Genomic DNA, 17,755 nt, shown 5'->3' on the forward strand with positions numbered 1-17,755 from the left:
CACGGACAGACTATACGGTGGCTGGTCGTTCCCCAGCCGCCGCGAATACCGAAACAAGCTGGACAACCGTCTTCGAGGGTAGCAATGGCTACCCTTTTTTTTCCAGGAGTCATGTATGTCAATAGACTGGAACTGGGGGATATTCCTGCAACAGGCCCCCTTCGGCAACACTACCTACCTGGGCTGGCTGTGGAGCGGTTTTCAGATAACCGTCGCCCTCTCCATCTCGGCCTGGATCATCGCTTTTCTCGTCGGCTCACTGTTTGGCATTTTACGCACGGTCCCCAATCGCTTCCTCTCGGGCATTGGCACCTGCTATGTCGAACTGTTTCGCAACGTGCCGCTGATCGTGCAGTTCTTTACCTGGTACCTGGTGGTGCCGGAATTCCTGCCGGAAAATATCGGCATGTGGTTTAAATCGGAGCTGGACCCAAACATTCAGTTCTTTGTCTCCTCCATGCTGTGCCTGGGGCTGTTTACCGCCGCCCGCGTCTGCGAGCAGGTACGCGCCGCCATTCAGTCGCTGCCGCGCGGGCAGAAGAACGCCGGTCTGGCGATGGGCCTGACCCTGCCGCAAACCTACCGCTACGTGCTGCTGCCGAACGCCTACCGCGTTATCGTACCGCCGATGACCTCAGAAATGATGAACCTGGTGAAAAACTCGGCCATCGCCTCCACCATCGGTCTTGCCGATATGGCTGCGCAGGCGGGCAAGCTGCTGGACTACTCCGCTCATGCCTGGGAGTCTTTTACGGCCATCACCCTGGCCTACGTCTTCATCAACGCGGTGATTATGCTGATTATGTATGTGGTCGAGCGTAAGGTTCGCCTGCCTGGCAATATGGGAGGCAAATAATGTACGATTTTGACTGGAGTTCGATCGTTCCGTCTATGCCCTATCTGCTGGCAGGGCTGGTGATCACCCTGAAGATTACGGTGATTGCCATCGTGGTCGGTATCGTCTGGGGCACCCTGCTGGCGGTGATGCGCCTGTCCAGCTTTCTGCCGCTGGCCTGGTTTGCTAAAACCTACGTTAACGTATTCCGTTCTATCCCGCTGGTGATGGTCCTGCTGTGGTTCTATCTGATTGTCCCGGGCTTCCTGCAGAACGTGCTGGGGCTGTCGCCGAAAACGGATATTCGCCTGATCTCGGCGATGGTGGCCTTTTCGATGTTCGAAGCCGCCTACTACTCAGAGATTATCCGCGCCGGCATCCAGAGCATCTCCCGCGGCCAGTCCGGCGCCGCGTTGGCGCTGGGGATGACCCACTGGCAGTCAATGCGGCTGGTGATCCTGCCGCAGGCCTTCCGCGCCATGGTGCCGCTGCTGCTTACCCAGGGGATCGTCCTGTTCCAGGATACCTCGCTGGTGTATGTATTGAGCCTCGCCGACTTCTTCCGTACCGCCTCCACCATTGGTGAGCGCGACGGAACCCAGGTCGAAATGATCCTGTTCGCGGGCGGCGTCTATTTTGTGATTAGCCTCAGCGCCTCGCTGTTGGTCAGCTGGTTGAAGAAAAGGACTGTGTAATGATTACCCTGAAAAACGTTTCAAAATGGTATGGTCACTTTCAGGTGCTGACCGATTGCTCCACGGAAGTGAAAAAAGGTGAAGTCGTGGTGGTCTGCGGGCCGTCAGGCTCCGGTAAATCCACGCTGATTAAAACCGTAAACGGCCTTGAGCCTGTGCAACAGGGGCAGATTATCGTCGACGGCACCGTGGTTAACGATAAAAAGACCAACCTGGCTAAACTGCGCTCGCACGTCGGAATGGTCTTTCAGCATTTTGAACTGTTCCCTCATCTGTCGATTATCGACAACCTGACGCTGGCGCAGGTCAAAGTGCTTAACCGCGATAAAGCATCAGCGCGCAAGAAAGGCCTCAAATTGCTGGAGCGCGTTGGCCTGGCGGCGCATGCGGAAAAATATCCGGCGCAGCTCTCCGGTGGTCAGCAGCAGCGCGTGGCCATTGCCCGTGCCCTGTGTATGGACCCGATCGCTATGCTGTTTGATGAGCCCACCTCAGCGCTTGACCCGGAGATGATTAACGAGGTGCTGGACGTCATGGTCGAACTGGCCAACGAGGGGATGACCATGATGGTCGTGACCCATGAAATGGGTTTTGCCCGCAAGGTGGCGAACCGGGTGATCTTTATGGATGAAGGAAAGATTGTCGAAGATGCCGATAAAGAAGCCTTCTTTGCCAATCCGCAATCCGATCGCGCCAAAGATTTCCTCGCCAAAATTCTGCATTAATCGTTATTCGCTGCGCATACCGCCCGGTATGCGCAGCTTATCTTTCCCGCCATATTATTCTTCAATATTATTTATGCGGCCGGTTATCGCTACTATCATTTACGTACCAAATAAACCTCAGTGATAAAAGCTGAACTTATTTATTAAATTGATCAATTCATAAAGAATTCACTAATGAATTCGTGGATCTGCTTCACTACCGCCGCTAGCATATAACGCCTCGTAACAGGTTCGTCGCACGATTATTTTATTAATTGAATATAATATTCATGCCTGACCTCGCCTGCGCGAAATAAAGGCCATCAATGTTCTCTGCCGCACGCAGAATAACGGATGCACCACCGAACCAATGAAACAAATGGATATTGCTTCATGTTAATTCGATCTCGCACGCTCACCGGGCTGCTGTTTATCACGCTGGCGGGCACCTCAGCCGCCGGGGCCGCACAGTTGACCACCTCGGCTCACCAGACGGAACAGGATAAAGCCCGCCAGGAGGCGCTGGCTCCGCAGCAACAGGACTTTCAGTCTTCACAACAGCACGTGGCGCCGCAGGGTATCCCTTTCCCTGAGGAAACGCATTGTAAATTGATCAACCGGGTCGATATCGACTCCGATAACCAGGCGCTCACCCGGAAATTACTGGCGAAAACCGCGCAGCAGGCGCAGGGCCGCTGCCTCGGCAGCGAAGGTATTCGCCTGCTGGCCTATACCTTGCAAAACGAGCTGATTGCGCAAGGCTACATCACCTCCCTGATTGATGTGCCCTCCCAGTCGCTGGAGCAGGGCATGCTCAGGTTGACGCTGCACTATGGCAAAGTGGGCGCTATCGGCTATGCCGACGGCTCGGACACCACCCGCCTGTGGAATTCACTGCCAACCTCTTCCGGCACAATCCTGCGCTTAAGCGATCTTGAGCAGGGGATGGCCAATCTGCAGCGTCTGCCCGGCGCCACGGCGCACATGAAACTGCTGCCAGGCCAGCACGAGGGAGAAAGCGATATCCAGATTGCCCGCAGCCTGGCGAAAAAATGGCAGCTTGGCGCCTGGCTTGACGACGCCGGCAGCAAAGCCAGCGGCCGCTACCAGGCCGGCGGCGCCCTCTATCTCTATGACCTGACCACCCTCAACGATATCCTGTACCTTTCCGGCGGGGGCGATATTGAATTCAATCAGCATAACGACGGCAACCACAACGGCAGCCTGTATTACTCCATCCCCTTCGGCTACTGGACACTAAGCGCCTACGGGGCATACAGCCAGTATCGCCAGCAGTTTAACGGCAACTGGTCGACGATGGATTATAAGAGTAAAAATCGCTACTACAGCGCCACGCTGAGTCGTCTGCTCTCCCACACCCGGCAGCAAAAAACCACCGCCGACCTGCGGATCGCCAAGAGTACCTCGCATTATTACTTTGGCGGCAGTGAGCTACTGGTGATGCGCAAGCAGAACCCCTCATGGGAATTCACCCTCAACCACCAGCACTACTTTAACAAAAAGATTGTTGATGCCAGCATCGGCATCCAGCGCAGCCTGCCGTGGCTCAGCTCAACGCCAACGCCGGAGGAAAAGGCCGGGTTATACAGCCCGCTGTCACGGATCGTGCATGGTAATCTGCAGGCGCTAATGAAATTTGACGCCACCGGCGACAAATTTACCTGGGCTCCCCGCTTGAGCGCCCAGTTCAGCCCGGACAAACTCGCTTCCGATAATAAATTCAATATTGGTAGTCGCTGGAGCGTGCGCGGTTTTGACGGTGAAAACAGCCTGTCCGGCAATCAGGGATGGTACTGGCGCAACGATTTTATCTGGGATCTACCCACCCACGAGCGGCAATTCTATCTGGGCGCGGATGTGGGTCGCCTTATTGGCGCCGATCTGTATCAAAAAGGCAAAGTCCTTTCCGGCGCCGTCAGCGGCCTGCGCGGACAATTATGGTCAACGCAATACGATCTGTTTATTAGCACCCCGCTCAGTAAACCGGATACGTTTCATAGCGACGCCCTGAATATGGGCTTTTCATTACAGTGGAGGTATTAATTCAATCATTATCGACCCTTTCAGCTACGTTGTTTATTAATCTTAATTTAAAGGAATAAATAAAATGTTTAAGTTTAAAGCTTCTTATGTCGCGCTGGCGGCAGTATTAACCTCGTCGGTGGTTTATGCCGACCCGACCAGCTATACGCATTCGTCCGGCGCCACGGTTATTGATATTGAAAAGCCGAACGCCGCCGGCGTCTCCCATAACCTGTACCGCGACTTCAACGTCGGTACTAATGGCACCGTCCTTAATAACAGCGGCGAGGATGTCAGCCACGGTACGTTGGGCAATATTGCCCGCAACAACAACCTGACCGCCGGCAGCGCCTCGGTGATTTTGAACGAGGTGACCTCCAAAAACGCCAGTAGCCTGAAGGGCTTTATCGAAGTTAACGGTCAGAAAGCGGACGTGGTGATCGCCAACCCGAACGGCATCACCTGCTCCGGCTGTAGCTTTGTCAATACCAACAAGGCCATCCTGACCACCGGTAAAGTCAACATGACCAGCGACGGCGCCATCGGCAGCTATACCGTAACGGGCGGCACCCTCACCATCGGCGAAAATGGCATGAACGCCGCTAACGGCTACGCGGTTCTGCTCGCCGACGCGATTAAGATTAACGGTAAAGTACAGGCCAATAATGCCCTGGCCAGCGCAGGTCGCTTCACCATGGATAACAGCTCTGGCGCGATAACCTCTGCAGGTAAACAAGCGACGCTTATCGAAATGACGATCAACCCGCAGTACAGCATCGACGTCAGCAGCCTTGGCGGCATCACCGCCAACAGCATCAGCATGGTCGGCAATAACATCGGCTTTGGCGTACGTAACCAGGGCTCCATTGTCGCTAACAGCACGCTGCAGCTCACCAGCAACGGTAACCTGCTAAATAAAGGGACGATAAAAGGCAACGGTCTGCTGAGCCAGGTTTCCACCGCCACGGGTATCACCAATAACGGCAGCATCGCTGGTGCCTATTATTTAATGCTTTCCAGCGGCGATTATATCGTCAACACCGGCTCCCTCACCGGCGGCCAGCTGATTGCCTCCGCCAACGGCAATATCACTAACGGCGACTCAGGCACAATGACCGGCACCAGCGGACTTAGCCTGACCAGCGGCGGGAAAATCCGCAATGAGGCCAAAGCGTCCCTGCTGTCGAATAACCAGATTGCCGCCACGGCAATCGGTGATTTCCTCAATGAAGGCAAAATCAGCGCCAAAAACACCAGCCTGACGTTTGTTGGCAGCAGCTTTAAGAATACCGGCAACATTAATTCTACCGGCCAAACCACCGTTCAGTCCCTTAAGCAGGATGGCAGCACCAATACGGGCGAGATCTATAACCTCGGCAATATCACCGGCGAAAATATCAATCTGCAGACCAACGGCACGCTGGCGCAAAGCACCAGCGGTCGCATGGAGGCCACCAATGCCATTACCGCCCACAGCTACTGGCTGAATCAAAATGGTTATATGAAAGCGACCGATATCACCACCCATCATGCTGTGGTGAATAACACCGGTACTATCACAGCGGGTAATATTGCCCTGACTTCCACTGGAAACATCGTTAATGAGGGCACCTTCTCCAGCACAGGCGACATGCTGCTGGATGCCCGAAATAATAGTACTATCAGCAATTACTCGTTGATTAAAGCGGGTGGTACGCTGACGATGAACGCGAAAAAGGTCATCAACAGCGGTCGCGGCTGCGGCTGGTTAGGGTTTAACACTTGTGACGTCGGCACCTTGAGCGCGAACAAGTTGATTCTCAACTCCTCGCACAGCTATGCCAGCAACATGGGTGGCTATCAGTATTTCAAGAGTACCGAAATCAACACCGTGAAATAAGACAAACCACGATGCGCGAAGCCTCGCGCATCGTTTTCGCACCGCTTAGGGTTCGAAGGGCCGACGCTGGAACTGATCGTGGCCACACTTCGGACAGCGCGGCAGCACGTCCGGGGTATACACTGCCAGGTGATAGTGGCACTTCTCGCAGACCAGATTGCCCAGGCCGACCACCTCACCGCTGTGGTACACGCCGTGGTGATTCAGATCCTGAAAGACTTCGCGCCACTCGAGCTGCGTTTTGTCGGTGATATCAGCCAGTTCCTGCCACAGGCTCTCTTTGATCACCCGCATAAACACGCTGTCGCTCTCGTCTTCATGACTCTCTTCGTAGCTGCGGGCAAACTCCTCGAGATCGCGTTTTACTGCCGCAATCACCGACTCGATCTCGCTCTGCGTGAGATCGCCGGCGCGGGCGATTTTTTCCCGCGCCTGTGTCACCAGCGCGTCGATATCGCGCTCTCCATGGCGGAGCCGTTCGCTGAGCGAGGAGACCAGTTCACGGTAATATTGAGCAACCTTGTTCATCATTTCGCCTCCGGTGTGGTTAACGTCTTCTGATAATAGACCTTATTCCTCTCCCGCTGTGTCTGACAAGCCACAGAGTCGCGAAATAATCAGCGCGGCTTTTGCCGATGTTAATGTGCGAAAGGCTGTTTTGACGGGGGCGTTTGGGCTATGCTATGCCGATCTGAAATAACACATCCATTGGCTACATTTTGTAGCTGTATTGAAAACAGGACCACTGGCTGCCATGCAAGAGCAATACCGCCCGGAAGAGATAGAATCGAAAGTCCAGCTTCACTGGGACGAAAATCGTACATTTGAAGTAACTGAAGACGAGAGCAAAGAGAAGTATTACTGCCTGTCGATGCTTCCTTATCCTTCTGGTCGACTACACATGGGTCACGTGCGTAACTACACCATCGGCGACGTGATTGCCCGCTACCAGCGTATGCTGGGCAAAAACGTCCTGCAGCCGATTGGCTGGGATGCGTTTGGTCTGCCGGCGGAAGGCGCGGCAGTGAAAAACAACACCGCGCCAGCACCGTGGACCTACGACAACATCGCCTACATGAAAAACCAGCTCAAAATGCTGGGTTTTGGCTATGACTGGAGCCGCGAGCTGGCGACCTGCACCCCGGAATACTACCGCTGGGAGCAGAAGTTCTTCACCGAGCTGTACAAAAAAGGGCTGGTATACAAGAAAACCTCCGCGGTGAACTGGTGCCCGAACGACCAGACCGTACTGGCCAACGAACAGGTTATCGACGGCTGCTGCTGGCGCTGCGATACCAAAGTCGAGCGTAAAGAGATCCCGCAGTGGTTTATTAAAATCACCGCCTACGCCGATGAACTGCTGAACGATCTGGATAAACTGGATCACTGGCCAGACACCGTAAAGACCATGCAGCGCAACTGGATCGGCCGTTCCGAAGGGGTGGAAATCTCCTTTGACGTCAACAACTACGCCGATAAGCTGACCGTCTACACCACCCGTCCGGACACCTTTATGGGCTGCACCTACCTGGCTGTCGCGGCGGGTCACCCGCTGGCGCAGCAGGCTGCAGCGAACAATCCGGCGCTGGCTGCCTTTATCGACGAATGCCGTAATACCAAAGTAGCCGAAGCCGACATGGCGACGATGGAGAAAAAAGGCGTCGATACCGGGTTTAAAGCCATTCACCCGCTGACCGGCGAAGAAATTCCTGTCTGGGCGGCAAACTTCGTGCTGATGGAATATGGCACCGGCGCGGTCATGGCCGTTCCGGGTCACGACCAGCGTGACTATGAGTTCGCCAGCAAGTACGGTCTGAACATCAAGCCGGTTATCCTCGCCGCTGACGGCAGCGAGCCGGATCTCTCCGCGCAGGCGCTGACCGAGAAAGGCGTCCTGTTTAACTCCGGCGAGTTCAGCGGTCTCGATTATGAAGCCGGCTTCAACGCCATTGCCGACAAACTGGCTGCCATGGGCGTAGGCGAGCGTAAAATTAACTACCGTCTGCGTGACTGGGGTGTGTCCCGTCAACGCTACTGGGGTGCGCCGATCCCGATGGTGACCCTGGAAGATGGCACCGTGCTGCCGACCCCGGAAGACCAACTGCCGGTGATCCTGCCGGAAGATGTGGTCATGGACGGCATCACCAGCCCGATCAAAGCCGATCCTGAATGGGCGAAGACCACCGTTAACGGTCAGCCGGCGCTGCGTGAAACCGACACCTTTGACACCTTTATGGAATCCTCCTGGTACTATGCGCGCTACACCTGCCCGCAGTATCAGGAAGGGATGCTGGATTCGAAAGCGGCCAACTACTGGCTGCCGGTAGATATCTACATCGGCGGTATCGAACACGCCATCATGCACCTGCTCTACTTCCGCTTCTTCCACAAGCTGATGCGCGACGCGGGCATGGTCAACTCCGATGAGCCGGCGAAGCAGCTGCTGTGCCAGGGCATGGTGCTGGCTGACGCCTTCTACTATGTAGGCGAAAACGGCGAACGTAACTGGGTTTCCCCGGTTGACGCCATCGTTGAGCGCGACGAAAAAGGCCGCATCGTGAAAGCGAAAGACGCGGCAGGCCATGAGCTGGTGTACACCGGCATGAGCAAGATGTCCAAGTCGAAAAACAACGGCATCGACCCGCAGGTGATGGTTGAGCGTTATGGCGCGGATACCGTGCGTCTGTTCATGATGTTTGCGTCCCCGGCGGATATGACCCTCGAGTGGCAGGAATCTGGCGTTGAAGGGGCTAACCGCTTCCTGAAACGCGTCTGGAAACTGGTCTACGAGCACACCACCAAAGGGGACGTTGCGGCACTGAACGTGGCGGCGCTGAGTGAAGATCAGAAAGCGCTGCGTCGCGATATTCACAAAACGATCGCCAAAGTGACCGATGACATCGGCCGTCGTCAGACCTTCAACACCGCCATCGCGGCGATCATGGAGCTGATGAACAAGCTGGCGAAAGCGCCGCAGGAAGACGAACAGGATCGTGCCCTGATGCAGGAAGCGCTGCTGGCGGTGGTGCGTATGCTGAACCCGTTCACCCCGCACGCCAGCTTCACACTGTGGCGCGAGCTGAACGGCGAAGGCGATATCGACAACGCGCCGTGGCCGGTGGCGGATGAAAGCGCGATGGTGGAAGACAGCACCCTCGTCGTCGTCCAGGTCAATGGCAAAGTTCGTGGTAAAATTACCGTTGCGGTAGATGCAACTGAAGAGCAGGTCCGCGAGCGTGCCGGCCAGGAGCATCTGGTCGCGAAATATCTCGACGGTAAAACCGTGCGTAAAGTGATTTACGTTCCGGGTAAACTGCTCAATCTGGTCGTTGGCTAAGCGCGGGAGGAAGCGTGCGATATCTGGTAACAATGTTGTTATCCCTGGCGGTGCTTGTCACCGCCGGCTGTGGCTGGCATCTGCGTAGCACTACGAAGGTGCCCACCACCATGAAAACCATGATTCTTCAGTCGAGCGATCCGAACGGACCGTTAAGTCGCGCGGTACGTAATCAGCTGCGTCTTAATGGCGTGGACCTGATCGACGCCAGCACGCTGCGTAAAGATGTTCCTTCTCTGCGCCTCGATGGTTCGTCGATTCAGAAAGATACCGCCTCGGTGTTCCAGGATGGTCGTACCGCGGAATATCAGATGGTCATGACCGTTCATGCCAGCGTCCTGATCCCGGGTCACGATATCTATCCGATTACCACCAAGGTCTATCGTTCGTTCTTCGATAACCCGCAGGCGGCGTTAGCGAAAGACGCCGAGCAGGATATGATTATCCAGGAAATGTACGACAAAGCGGCGGAACAGCTGATTCGTAAGCTGCCGAGCGTGCAGGTTGCAGATGTTGAAGCAACCCAGCAGGAAGAGAAACCGGTCGCCGGCAGCACGGCACCGGCTTCCTCGGGTAACCGCGTATCCACCACTCTGGGTCAATGATGATTCGGTTGTACCCGGAACAACTCCGCGCGCAGCTCACTGAAGGGCTGCGCGCGGCCTATCTGCTGCTTGGCAACGATCCCCTCCTGTTGCAGGAAAGCCAGGACGCCATTCGCGAAGCCGCTGCCGCCCAGGGCTTTACCGAGCACCACACCTTCACCATCGATAACAGTACCGACTGGCAGGCGATTTTCGCGTTAAGCCAGGCGTTGAGTCTGTTCTCCAGCCGGCAAACGCTGCTGCTAATCCTGCCGGAAAACGGCCCTAACGCGGCGATCAACGAACAGCTGGCGACCCTGATCGGCCTGCTGCACGACGACCTGCTGCTGATAGTTCGCGGGAATAAGCTGACCAAAGCCCAGGAGAATGCCGCGTGGCTTACCGCCCTGGCGCAGCGGGCCGTCCAGGTCAGTTGCCAGACGCCGGAATACGCGCAGCTGCCGCGCTGGCTGGCCGCCCGGGGCAAACAGCATCAGCTGCAGCTCGACGACGCGGCCAGTCAGCTGCTGTGCTACTGTTACGAAGGTAATCTGCTGGCGCTGGCGCAGGCGCTGGAGCGTCTGGCGCTGCTCTGGCCGGACGGTAAGCTGACCCTGCCCCGGGTTGAGAAGGCGGTAAACGATGCCGCCCACTTTACCCCTTACCATTGGGTCGATGCGCTACTGGCAGGCAAAAGCAAGCGCGTGCTGCATGTTCTGCAACAGCTACGTCTTGAAGGCTGCGAGCCGGCGATCCTGCTGCGTACGCTACAGCGGGAGCTGCTGCTGCTGGTCACGCTCAAACGCCAGTCGACGCACACGCCGCTGCGCTCGCTGTTTGATAAACATCGGGTCTGGCAAAACCGCCGTCAGCTGCTCAGCGATGCCCTCGCCCGACTGAGCGGGGAACAGTTGCGCCAGGCGGTGACCCTCCTGACCCGCGCGGAACTGACCTTTAAACAGGATTACGGGCACGACGTCTGGCCCGAACTGGAAAGTCTTTCGTTGTTGCTCTGCCACAAAGCCCTGGCGGACGTTTTTATTGATGGTTGATATGACTCAGTTACAGGCAATCTATGGCGGCACCTTCGATCCGGTGCATTATGGTCACCTCAAGCCGGTCGAGATCCTGGCGAATCAGATTGGCCTGAGCAAGGTCATCATCATGCCTAACAACGTCCCGCCGCACCGTCCCCAGCCGGAAGCCACCAGCGCCCAGCGCGTGCATATGCTGAAGCTGGCGATTGCCGATAAGCCGCTGTTCACGCTCGACGAACGCGAGCTGCAGCGTGACACCCCCTCCTGGACAGCAGACACGCTGCAGGCATGGCGCCAGGAGCAGGGGGCAGAAAAACCGCTGGCGTTTATCATCGGCCAGGATTCGCTGCTCACCTTCCCCACCTGGCACCGCTATGAAACCATCCTTGATAACGTTCATCTGATCGTCTGCCGCCGCCCGGGTTACCCGCTGACCATGGCGCACGACGCTGATCAGCAGTGGCTGGACCGTCACTTAACCCACGACGTAGAGCGCCTGCATAACCGCCCCGCCGGGGCCATCTACCTGGCGGAAACGCCGTGGTTCGATATCTCGGCGACGATTATCCGCCAGCGCCTCGAGCGCGGGGAATCCTGCGCCGAGATGCTGCCGGCCACCGTGCTGGACTACATCCGCGAGCAGGGACTCTATTGCTGACCCCGGACTGGGCCTGATGCTAAAAAAGCGCTATCGTAGCGCCACGTCTCCACCGCCTGTCTGAGCATCATCATGAAATTATGGTTAGTTCGCCACGGCGAAACCGAAGCCAACGTTGCCGGGTTATACAGCGGCCACGCCCCCACTCCTCTGACGCCGCGCGGCGTCGCCCAGGCGCGAGCGCTCGGCGAACGGCTGCGGGCAGTACCTTTCGACAAAGTCATCTGTAGCGAGCTGGCGAGAACCGGGACAACGGCCGATCTGCTGCTTGGCGATCGCCATATCCCGCGTGAGTGCCATGCCACGCTCAATGAAATGTTTTTCGGCGACTGGGAGATGCGTCATCATCGCGATCTCCAGCGGGAGGATGCACAAAACTATGCCGCGTGGTGTGCTGACTGGCAGCACGCGGCCCCCACCAACGGCGAAAGCTTTCAGAATTTTGCCCGCCGCGTCAGCGAATTCACCACAACGCTGGCCGACTGCCGCCATCTTGACCACCTGCTGATTGTCGGCCATCAGGGCGTCCTGAGCCTGCTGACGGCCCTGCTGTTGCAGATGCCCGCGGCGGCGATGTGGCATTTCCCGATTGCCCATGGCGCCTGGAGCCTCCTCGATATGCGCGACGATTTCACCACCCTGCGCGTATTAAATAGCCAGGCCGTCTGGCAGCCGCAAGAAGAATTCCCGCCAGACCATTGACAGGCCAGAGCAGGCTGCTATTCTCCGCTGCCGGGCAGCATCCGCCACAGCATGTTTGCAGAAATTGTTTTACAAAAATGGCGATGCAATCCGCGGCGAGGGATGGGATGATACCCCGCCACGAACGCCTGCCGACAGACATTTCACCCGACTTTTTCATCAGTTCAGGTATACTGTCAGGCTCTTTATCATTATCAATCTTCATGCACCCAGGGGGAACACTTGCAGGGTAAAGCACTCCAGGATTTTGTTATCGACAAAATTGATGACCTGAAAGGTCAGGACATCGTCGCCATTGATGTACATGGCAAATCCAGCATCACCGATTGCATGATTATCTGCACCGGCACCTCTACCCGTCACGTGATGTCCATCGCCGACCACGTGGTTCAGGAATCCCGCGCCGCCGGCATGCTGCCGCTGGGCGTTGAAGGGGAAGCCGCCGCCGACTGGATCGTCGTCGACCTCGGCGACGTGATGGTTCACGTCATGCAGGAAGAGAGCCGTCGTCTGTACGAGCTGGAAAAACTCTGGAGTTAATGCGTGAAGTTGCAGCTGGTGGCCGTTGGCACCAAAATGCCGGACTGGGTACAGACCGGCTTTAGCGAGTATCTGCGCCGTTTTCCCAAAGATATGCCGTTTGAACTGGTGGAGATCCCCGCCGGTAAACGCGGCAAGAACGCCGATATCAAGCGCATCCTCGAAAAAGAGGGCGAGATGATGTTGGCCGCTGCCGGTAAGAACCGTATCGTGACCCTGGATATTCCGGGAAAACCATGGGATACGCCGCAGCTGGCGCGCGAACTGGAACGCTGGAAACAGGACGGGCGCGACGTCAGTTTGCTGGTAGGCGGCCCGGAAGGCCTCTCTCCAGCCTGTAAAGCAGCGGCGGAACAGAGTTGGTCGCTCTCCACCCTCACCTTACCTCACCCGCTGGTGCGCGTACTGGTGGCCGAGAGTCTGTATCGGGCGTGGAGCATTACCACCAACCACCCGTACCACCGTGAGTAATGATGATCAGGGTAGACTAAGCAGCGAATGAAATTACAGAATTCTTTCCGCGACTATACGGCTGAATCCTCGCTGTTCGTGCGCCGGGCGCTGGTCGCTTTTTTGGGGATTTTGCTGCTTACCGGCGTTCTGGTCGCCAACCTGTACAATGTGCAAATCGTTCGCTTCAATGATTATCAGACGCGTTCGAACGAAAACCGCATCAAGCTGGTACCGATCCCGCCGAGCCGCGGCATTATTTACGATCGCAACGGCACCCCGCTGGCGCTTAACCGCACCATTTATCAGCTGGAGATGATGCCGGAGAAAGTCGATAACGTGCAGCAGACGCTGGATGCGCTGCGTGACGTCGTCGATTTAACCGACGATGATATCGCCGGCTTCAAAAAGGAGCGCGCACGCTCCCATCGCTTTACCTCGATTCCGGTAAAGGTCAACCTCAGTGAAGTGCAGGTTGCCCGCTTTGCCGTCAACCAGTACCGCTTTCCCGGCGTGGAAGTCAAAGGCTACAAGCGTCGTTATTATCCCTATAACTCGGCGCTGACGCACGTCATTGGCTACGTCTCAAAAATTAACGATAAAGACGTCGACCGCCTCGACAAAGAAGGCAAGCTGGCTAACTACGCCTCGACCCACGACATCGGTAAGCTGGGTATTGAGCGTTATTATGAGGATGTCCTGCACGGTCAGACCGGCTACGAAGAGGTTGAAGTGAACAACCGCGGCCGCGTTATTCGACAACTGAAAGAGGTGCCGCCGCAGGCCGGACGCGATATCTACCTCACTCTCGATCTCAAGCTGCAGCAGTATATCGAAACCCTGCTGGCCGGTAGCCGTGCCGCCGTGGTGGTCACCGATCCGCGTACCGGCGCCGTTCTGGCGCTGGTATCTACGCCAAGCTATGACCCGAACCTGTTCGTCGACGGCATCTCCAGTAAAGATTACTCCGGCCTGCTCAACGATCCGAACACGCCGCTGGTCAACCGCGCGACGCAGGGGGTCTACCCGCCGGCGTCAACGGTAAAACCGTACGTCGCCGTCTCGGCGCTGAGCGCCGGGGTGATCACCCGCAATACCAGCCTGTTCGACCCAGGCTGGTGGCAGCTGCCTGGCTCCGATAAACGCTATCGTGACTGGAAAAAATGGGGCCACGGCCACCTGAACGTCACCAAAGCGCTGGAGGAGTCTGCGGATACCTATTTCTATCAGGTCGCCTATGACATGGGTATCGATCGCCTCTCTGAGTGGATGAGCAAGTTTGGCTACGGCCACTACACCGGTATCGACCTTTCTGAAGAGCGCTCGGGCAACATGCCAACCCGCGAATGGAAGCTCAAGCGCTTCAAGAAACCCTGGTACCAGGGGGACACCATTCCGGTGGGCATCGGTCAGGGGTACTGGACTGCCACCCCCATCCAGATGAACAAGGCGCTGATGATCCTGATTAACGACGGGGTGGTGAAAGTGCCGCACCTGCTGCAAAGCACCGTGGAAGACGGCAAGCCCGTTCCGTGGGTTCAGCCGCATGAGCCGCCGGTGGGCGACATCCATTCCGGCTACTGGGAAATCGCCAAAGACGGCATGTTCGGCGTGGCCAACCGCGGCAACGGCACCGCGCACAAATATTTCGCCAGCGCGCCGTATAAGATCGCGGCCAAGTCCGGTACCGCCCAGGTGTTCGGCCTGAAGGCCAACGAAACCTATAACGCGCACCGCATCTCTGAACGTCTGCGCGACCATAAACTGATGACGGCGTTTGCGCCTTATAACAACCCTCAGGTTGCCGTGGCGATGATCCTGGAAAACGGCGGCGCCGGCCCGGCGGTCGGCACCATTATGCGACAAATCCTTGATCACATTATGCTGGGCGATAACAACACCACGCTGCCAAGCGAAAACCCGGCGGTCACCGCAGGGGAGGATCAATAATGACGGATAATCCGAACAAAAAATCGCTGTGGGATAAAATCCATCTTGACCCCACCATGCTGCTGATCCTGCTGGCGCTACTGACCTACAGCGCGCTGGTTATCTGGAGCGCCAGCGGTCAGGACGTCGGCATGATGGAACGTAAAATCGGCCAGATCGCCATGGGCGTGGTGATCATGATCGTCATGGCGCAGATCCCACCGCGGGTCTATGAAGGCTGGGCGCCCTATCTTTATATTTTCTGTATTATTCTGCTGGTGGCCGTTGATGCTTTCGGCGCTATCTCCAAAGGGGCGCAGCGCTGGCTGGATCTCGGTATCGTCCGCTTTCAGCCGTCGGAGATAGCGAAAATCGCCGTGCCGCTGATGGTCGCGCGCTTTATTAACCGCGACGTCTGTCCGCCGTCGCTGAAGAACACCGCGATTGCGCTGGTGCTGATCTTCCTGCCGACCCTGCTGGTGGCAGCGCAGCCCGACCTCGGCACCTCGATTCTGATCGCCCTCTCCGGGCTGTTTGTGCTGTTCCTTTCCGGTCTAAGCTGGCGTCTTATCGGGATCGCCGTGGTGCTGGTCGCCGCCTTTATACCGATCCTGTGGTTCTTCCTGATGCATGACTATCAGCGCCAGCGCGTGATGATGCTCCTCGACCCGGAAACCGACCCGCTGGGCGCCGGCTATCACATTATTCAGTCTAAAATTGCCATTGGCTCCGGCGGTCTGCGCGGCAAAGGCTGGCTGCACGGCACGCAGTCGCAGCTGGAGTTCTTGCCGGAACGCCACACCGACTTTATCTTCGCCGTGCTGGCCGAAGAGCTGGGGCTGATTGGTGTGCTGATCCTGCTGGCGCTCTATATTCTGCTGATCATGCGCGGGCTGTGGATCGCCGCCCAGGCGCAAACCACCTTTGGCCGGGTCATGGCCGGTGGTTTAATGTTGATTTTATTCGTTTATGTCTTCGTAAATATTGGTATGGTGAGTGGTATTTTACCGGTGGTGGGCGTACCGTTGCCGCTGGTGAGCTACGGGGGCTCCGCCCTGATCGTATTGATGGCCGGGTTTGGTATCGTGATGTCGATCCATACCCACAGAAAAATGTTGTCGAAAAGCGTTTAAAGGGGTTTGCAATGCGTAAGCAATGGCTGGGGATCTGCATAGCAGCGGGGCTGCTGGCGGCATGTTCGAGTGATGACGTGCAACAAAAAACGGTCAGTACTCCACAGCCGGCCGTCTGTAATGGCCCGACGGTTGAGATCAGCGGCGCCGATCCGCAGTATGAAACGCCGAACGCCACGGCGAATCAGGATTATGAGCGCGACGGTAAAAGCTATAAAATCGTTCAGGATCCGGCCAACTTTACGCAGGCTGGTTTTGCGGCGATCTATGACGCGGAACCTAACAGTAACCTGACCGCCAGCGGCGAAACCTTCGATCCGACCCAGTTGACCGCGGCGCACCCCACGCTGCCAATCCCGAGCTATGCGCGGATCACCAACCTCGCTAACGGCCGCATGATCGTCGTGCGGATTAACGATCGCGGCCCGTATGGTAACGATCGCGTTATCTCGCTCTCCCGTGCGTCTGCTGACCGTCTGAACACCTCGAACAACACCAAGGTGCGTATCGACCCCATCATCGTTGCGCCTGACGGTTCGCTTTCCGGTCCGGGAATGGCCTGCACCACCGTCGCCAAACAGACGTACGCCCTGCCCGCCCGACCGAATCTGGACGGCGGTGACGCCACAGGTATGAACCAGCCTGCGCCTGCCGACGTTCGCCCGATCAGCAACAGCACGCTGAAGCCGGAAGACAGCGTCGGCGCGCCGGTGAACAGCGGCGGTTTCCTCGGCGCCCCGACGCCGCTGAACAGCGGCGTGCTGGAGAGTAGCGAGCCGGCAGCCACGACCGCCGCCACTGCGGCCCCTGCTGCTGCCGTCGCGACGCAAACGGCTCCCGTCACCGCGCCAGGCTCCATCCAGGGTAGCGTAGCGGCGACAGCGGCCACTGCCGCGACCGCCAGCGCCGTTGCCGCCTCCTCAACCGCCACCTCCAGCGCCAGCGGTAATTTTGTCGTCCAGGTTGGCGCAGTGAGCGACCAGGCGCGGGCGCAGCAGTATCAGCAGCGCCTGAGCCAGCAGTTCTCGGTGCCAGGCCGGGTCACGCAAAACGGCGCGGTATGGCGTATTCAGCTGGGCCCGTTTGCTGATAAGGCGCAGGCCAGCGCCGTTCAGCAGCGCCTGCAAAGCGAAGCGCAGCTGCAGTCCTTTATTACTCGCGCCAACTAAACGCCGCGGGCAGCCCGTTCACCTTGCGCATGTAAAAGTCATTAACAAACTCATGCGCAA

Annotated in this window: 16 protein-coding genes; 15 read left to right on the forward strand and 1 reads right to left on the reverse strand. The window is 57.2% G+C overall.

Annotation, left to right across the window (positions count from 1 at the left end; all coding sequences use genetic code 11):
• Positions 1–115 precede the first annotated feature (115 nt).
• The 5 genes from DTA24_RS20565 to DTA24_RS20585 all read left to right on the forward strand — a co-directional run bounded on the left by DTA24_RS20565 (position 116) and on the right by DTA24_RS20585 (position 6,156).
• Positions 116–856: an amino acid ABC transporter permease gene (locus DTA24_RS20565; RefSeq protein WP_002894709.1), complete on the forward strand. Its 741-nt coding sequence runs from the start codon at positions 116–118 to the stop codon at positions 854–856.
• Entirely contained in the window at positions 856–1,530 is a 675-nt protein-coding gene (gltK, locus tag DTA24_RS20570) for a glutamate/aspartate ABC transporter permease GltK (protein WP_012542451.1), read from the forward strand. Before DTA24_RS20565 ends, gltK begins: the two co-directional genes overlap by 1 nt.
• Positions 1,530–2,255: an amino acid ABC transporter ATP-binding protein gene (locus DTA24_RS20575; RefSeq protein WP_008805645.1), complete on the forward strand. Its 726-nt coding sequence runs from the start codon at positions 1,530–1,532 to the stop codon at positions 2,253–2,255. The genes gltK and DTA24_RS20575 overlap by 1 nt, the downstream gene beginning before the upstream one ends.
• 372 nt (positions 2,256–2,627) lie before the next feature.
• Positions 2,628–4,298 (forward strand): ShlB/FhaC/HecB family hemolysin secretion/activation protein, encoded by a 1,671-nt coding sequence (locus tag DTA24_RS20580; protein ID WP_110193294.1) that lies wholly within the window; start codon positions 2,628–2,630, stop codon positions 4,296–4,298.
• A 64-nt stretch (positions 4,299–4,362) separates the two neighbouring features.
• Positions 4,363–6,156 (forward strand): filamentous hemagglutinin N-terminal domain-containing protein, encoded by a 1,794-nt coding sequence (locus tag DTA24_RS20585; RefSeq protein WP_110196026.1) that lies wholly within the window; start codon positions 4,363–4,365, stop codon positions 6,154–6,156.
• A 45-nt stretch (positions 6,157–6,201) separates the two neighbouring features.
• Here the strand turns inward: DTA24_RS20585 and DTA24_RS20590 are convergent, their stop codons facing one another.
• Positions 6,202–6,684 (reverse strand): zinc ribbon-containing protein, encoded by a 483-nt coding sequence (locus DTA24_RS20590; protein WP_032691348.1) that lies wholly within the window; start codon positions 6,682–6,684, stop codon positions 6,202–6,204.
• Positions 6,685–6,910: 226 nt separating this feature from the next.
• On the opposite strand from DTA24_RS20590, the gene leuS reads away from it, so the two are divergent.
• The 10 genes from leuS (at position 6,911) to rlpA (ending at position 17,695) form a co-directional block, all read left to right on the forward strand.
• Positions 6,911–9,493 carry a leucine--tRNA ligase gene (leuS, locus tag DTA24_RS20595; RefSeq protein WP_012542455.1) on the forward strand — a complete coding sequence of 861 codons (2,583 nt, stop codon included), beginning with the start codon at positions 6,911–6,913 and terminating at the stop codon, positions 9,491–9,493.
• A gap of 14 nt (positions 9,494–9,507) precedes the next feature.
• On the forward strand, positions 9,508–10,098 hold the full coding sequence (gene lptE / locus DTA24_RS20600) for an LPS assembly lipoprotein LptE (protein ID WP_008805640.1): 591 nt from the start codon (positions 9,508–9,510) through the stop codon (positions 10,096–10,098).
• Positions 10,098–11,129 (forward strand): DNA polymerase III subunit delta, encoded by a 1,032-nt coding sequence (gene holA, locus DTA24_RS20605; RefSeq protein WP_123837191.1) that lies wholly within the window; start codon positions 10,098–10,100, stop codon positions 11,127–11,129. Before lptE ends, holA begins: the two co-directional genes overlap by 1 nt.
• Positions 11,122–11,772, forward strand: coding sequence for a nicotinate-nucleotide adenylyltransferase (nadD, locus tag DTA24_RS20610; RefSeq protein WP_012542457.1), 651 nt, complete (start codon positions 11,122–11,124; stop codon positions 11,770–11,772). Before holA ends, nadD begins: the two co-directional genes overlap by 8 nt.
• Positions 11,773–11,844: 72 nt before the next feature.
• On the forward strand, positions 11,845–12,474 hold the full coding sequence (locus DTA24_RS20615) for an adenosylcobalamin/alpha-ribazole phosphatase (RefSeq protein ID WP_072123425.1): 630 nt from the start codon (positions 11,845–11,847) through the stop codon (positions 12,472–12,474).
• A 222-nt stretch (positions 12,475–12,696) separates the two neighbouring features.
• On the forward strand, positions 12,697–13,014 hold the full coding sequence (gene rsfS, locus DTA24_RS20620; protein WP_002894623.1) for a ribosome silencing factor: 318 nt from the start codon (positions 12,697–12,699) through the stop codon (positions 13,012–13,014).
• Between the two features lie 3 nt (positions 13,015–13,017).
• Positions 13,018–13,485 carry a 23S rRNA (pseudouridine(1915)-N(3))-methyltransferase RlmH gene (gene rlmH, locus DTA24_RS20625; protein WP_002894620.1) on the forward strand — a complete coding sequence of 156 codons (468 nt, stop codon included), beginning with the start codon at positions 13,018–13,020 and terminating at the stop codon, positions 13,483–13,485.
• 27 nt (positions 13,486–13,512) lie between these two features.
• Complete coding sequence (gene mrdA, locus DTA24_RS20630; RefSeq protein WP_008805636.1) at positions 13,513–15,414, forward strand: peptidoglycan DD-transpeptidase MrdA; 1,902 nt, start codon at positions 13,513–13,515, stop codon at positions 15,412–15,414.
• Entirely contained in the window at positions 15,414–16,526 is a 1,113-nt protein-coding gene (gene mrdB, locus DTA24_RS20635) for a peptidoglycan glycosyltransferase MrdB (RefSeq protein ID WP_008805635.1), read from the forward strand. Before mrdA ends, mrdB begins: the two co-directional genes overlap by 1 nt.
• Before the next feature lie 11 nt (positions 16,527–16,537).
• The gene (gene rlpA / locus DTA24_RS20640) at positions 16,538–17,695 is read left to right on the forward strand and encodes an endolytic peptidoglycan transglycosylase RlpA (RefSeq protein WP_008805634.1); all 1,158 of its coding nucleotides are present in this window, start codon (positions 16,538–16,540) and stop codon (positions 17,693–17,695) included.
• Positions 17,696–17,755 lie beyond the last annotated feature (60 nt).

Origin of the sequence: Klebsiella sp. P1CD1 (assembly GCF_003790505.1) — a bacterium.
Classification (GTDB): Bacteria; Pseudomonadota; Gammaproteobacteria; order Enterobacterales; family Enterobacteriaceae; genus Klebsiella; species Klebsiella variicola.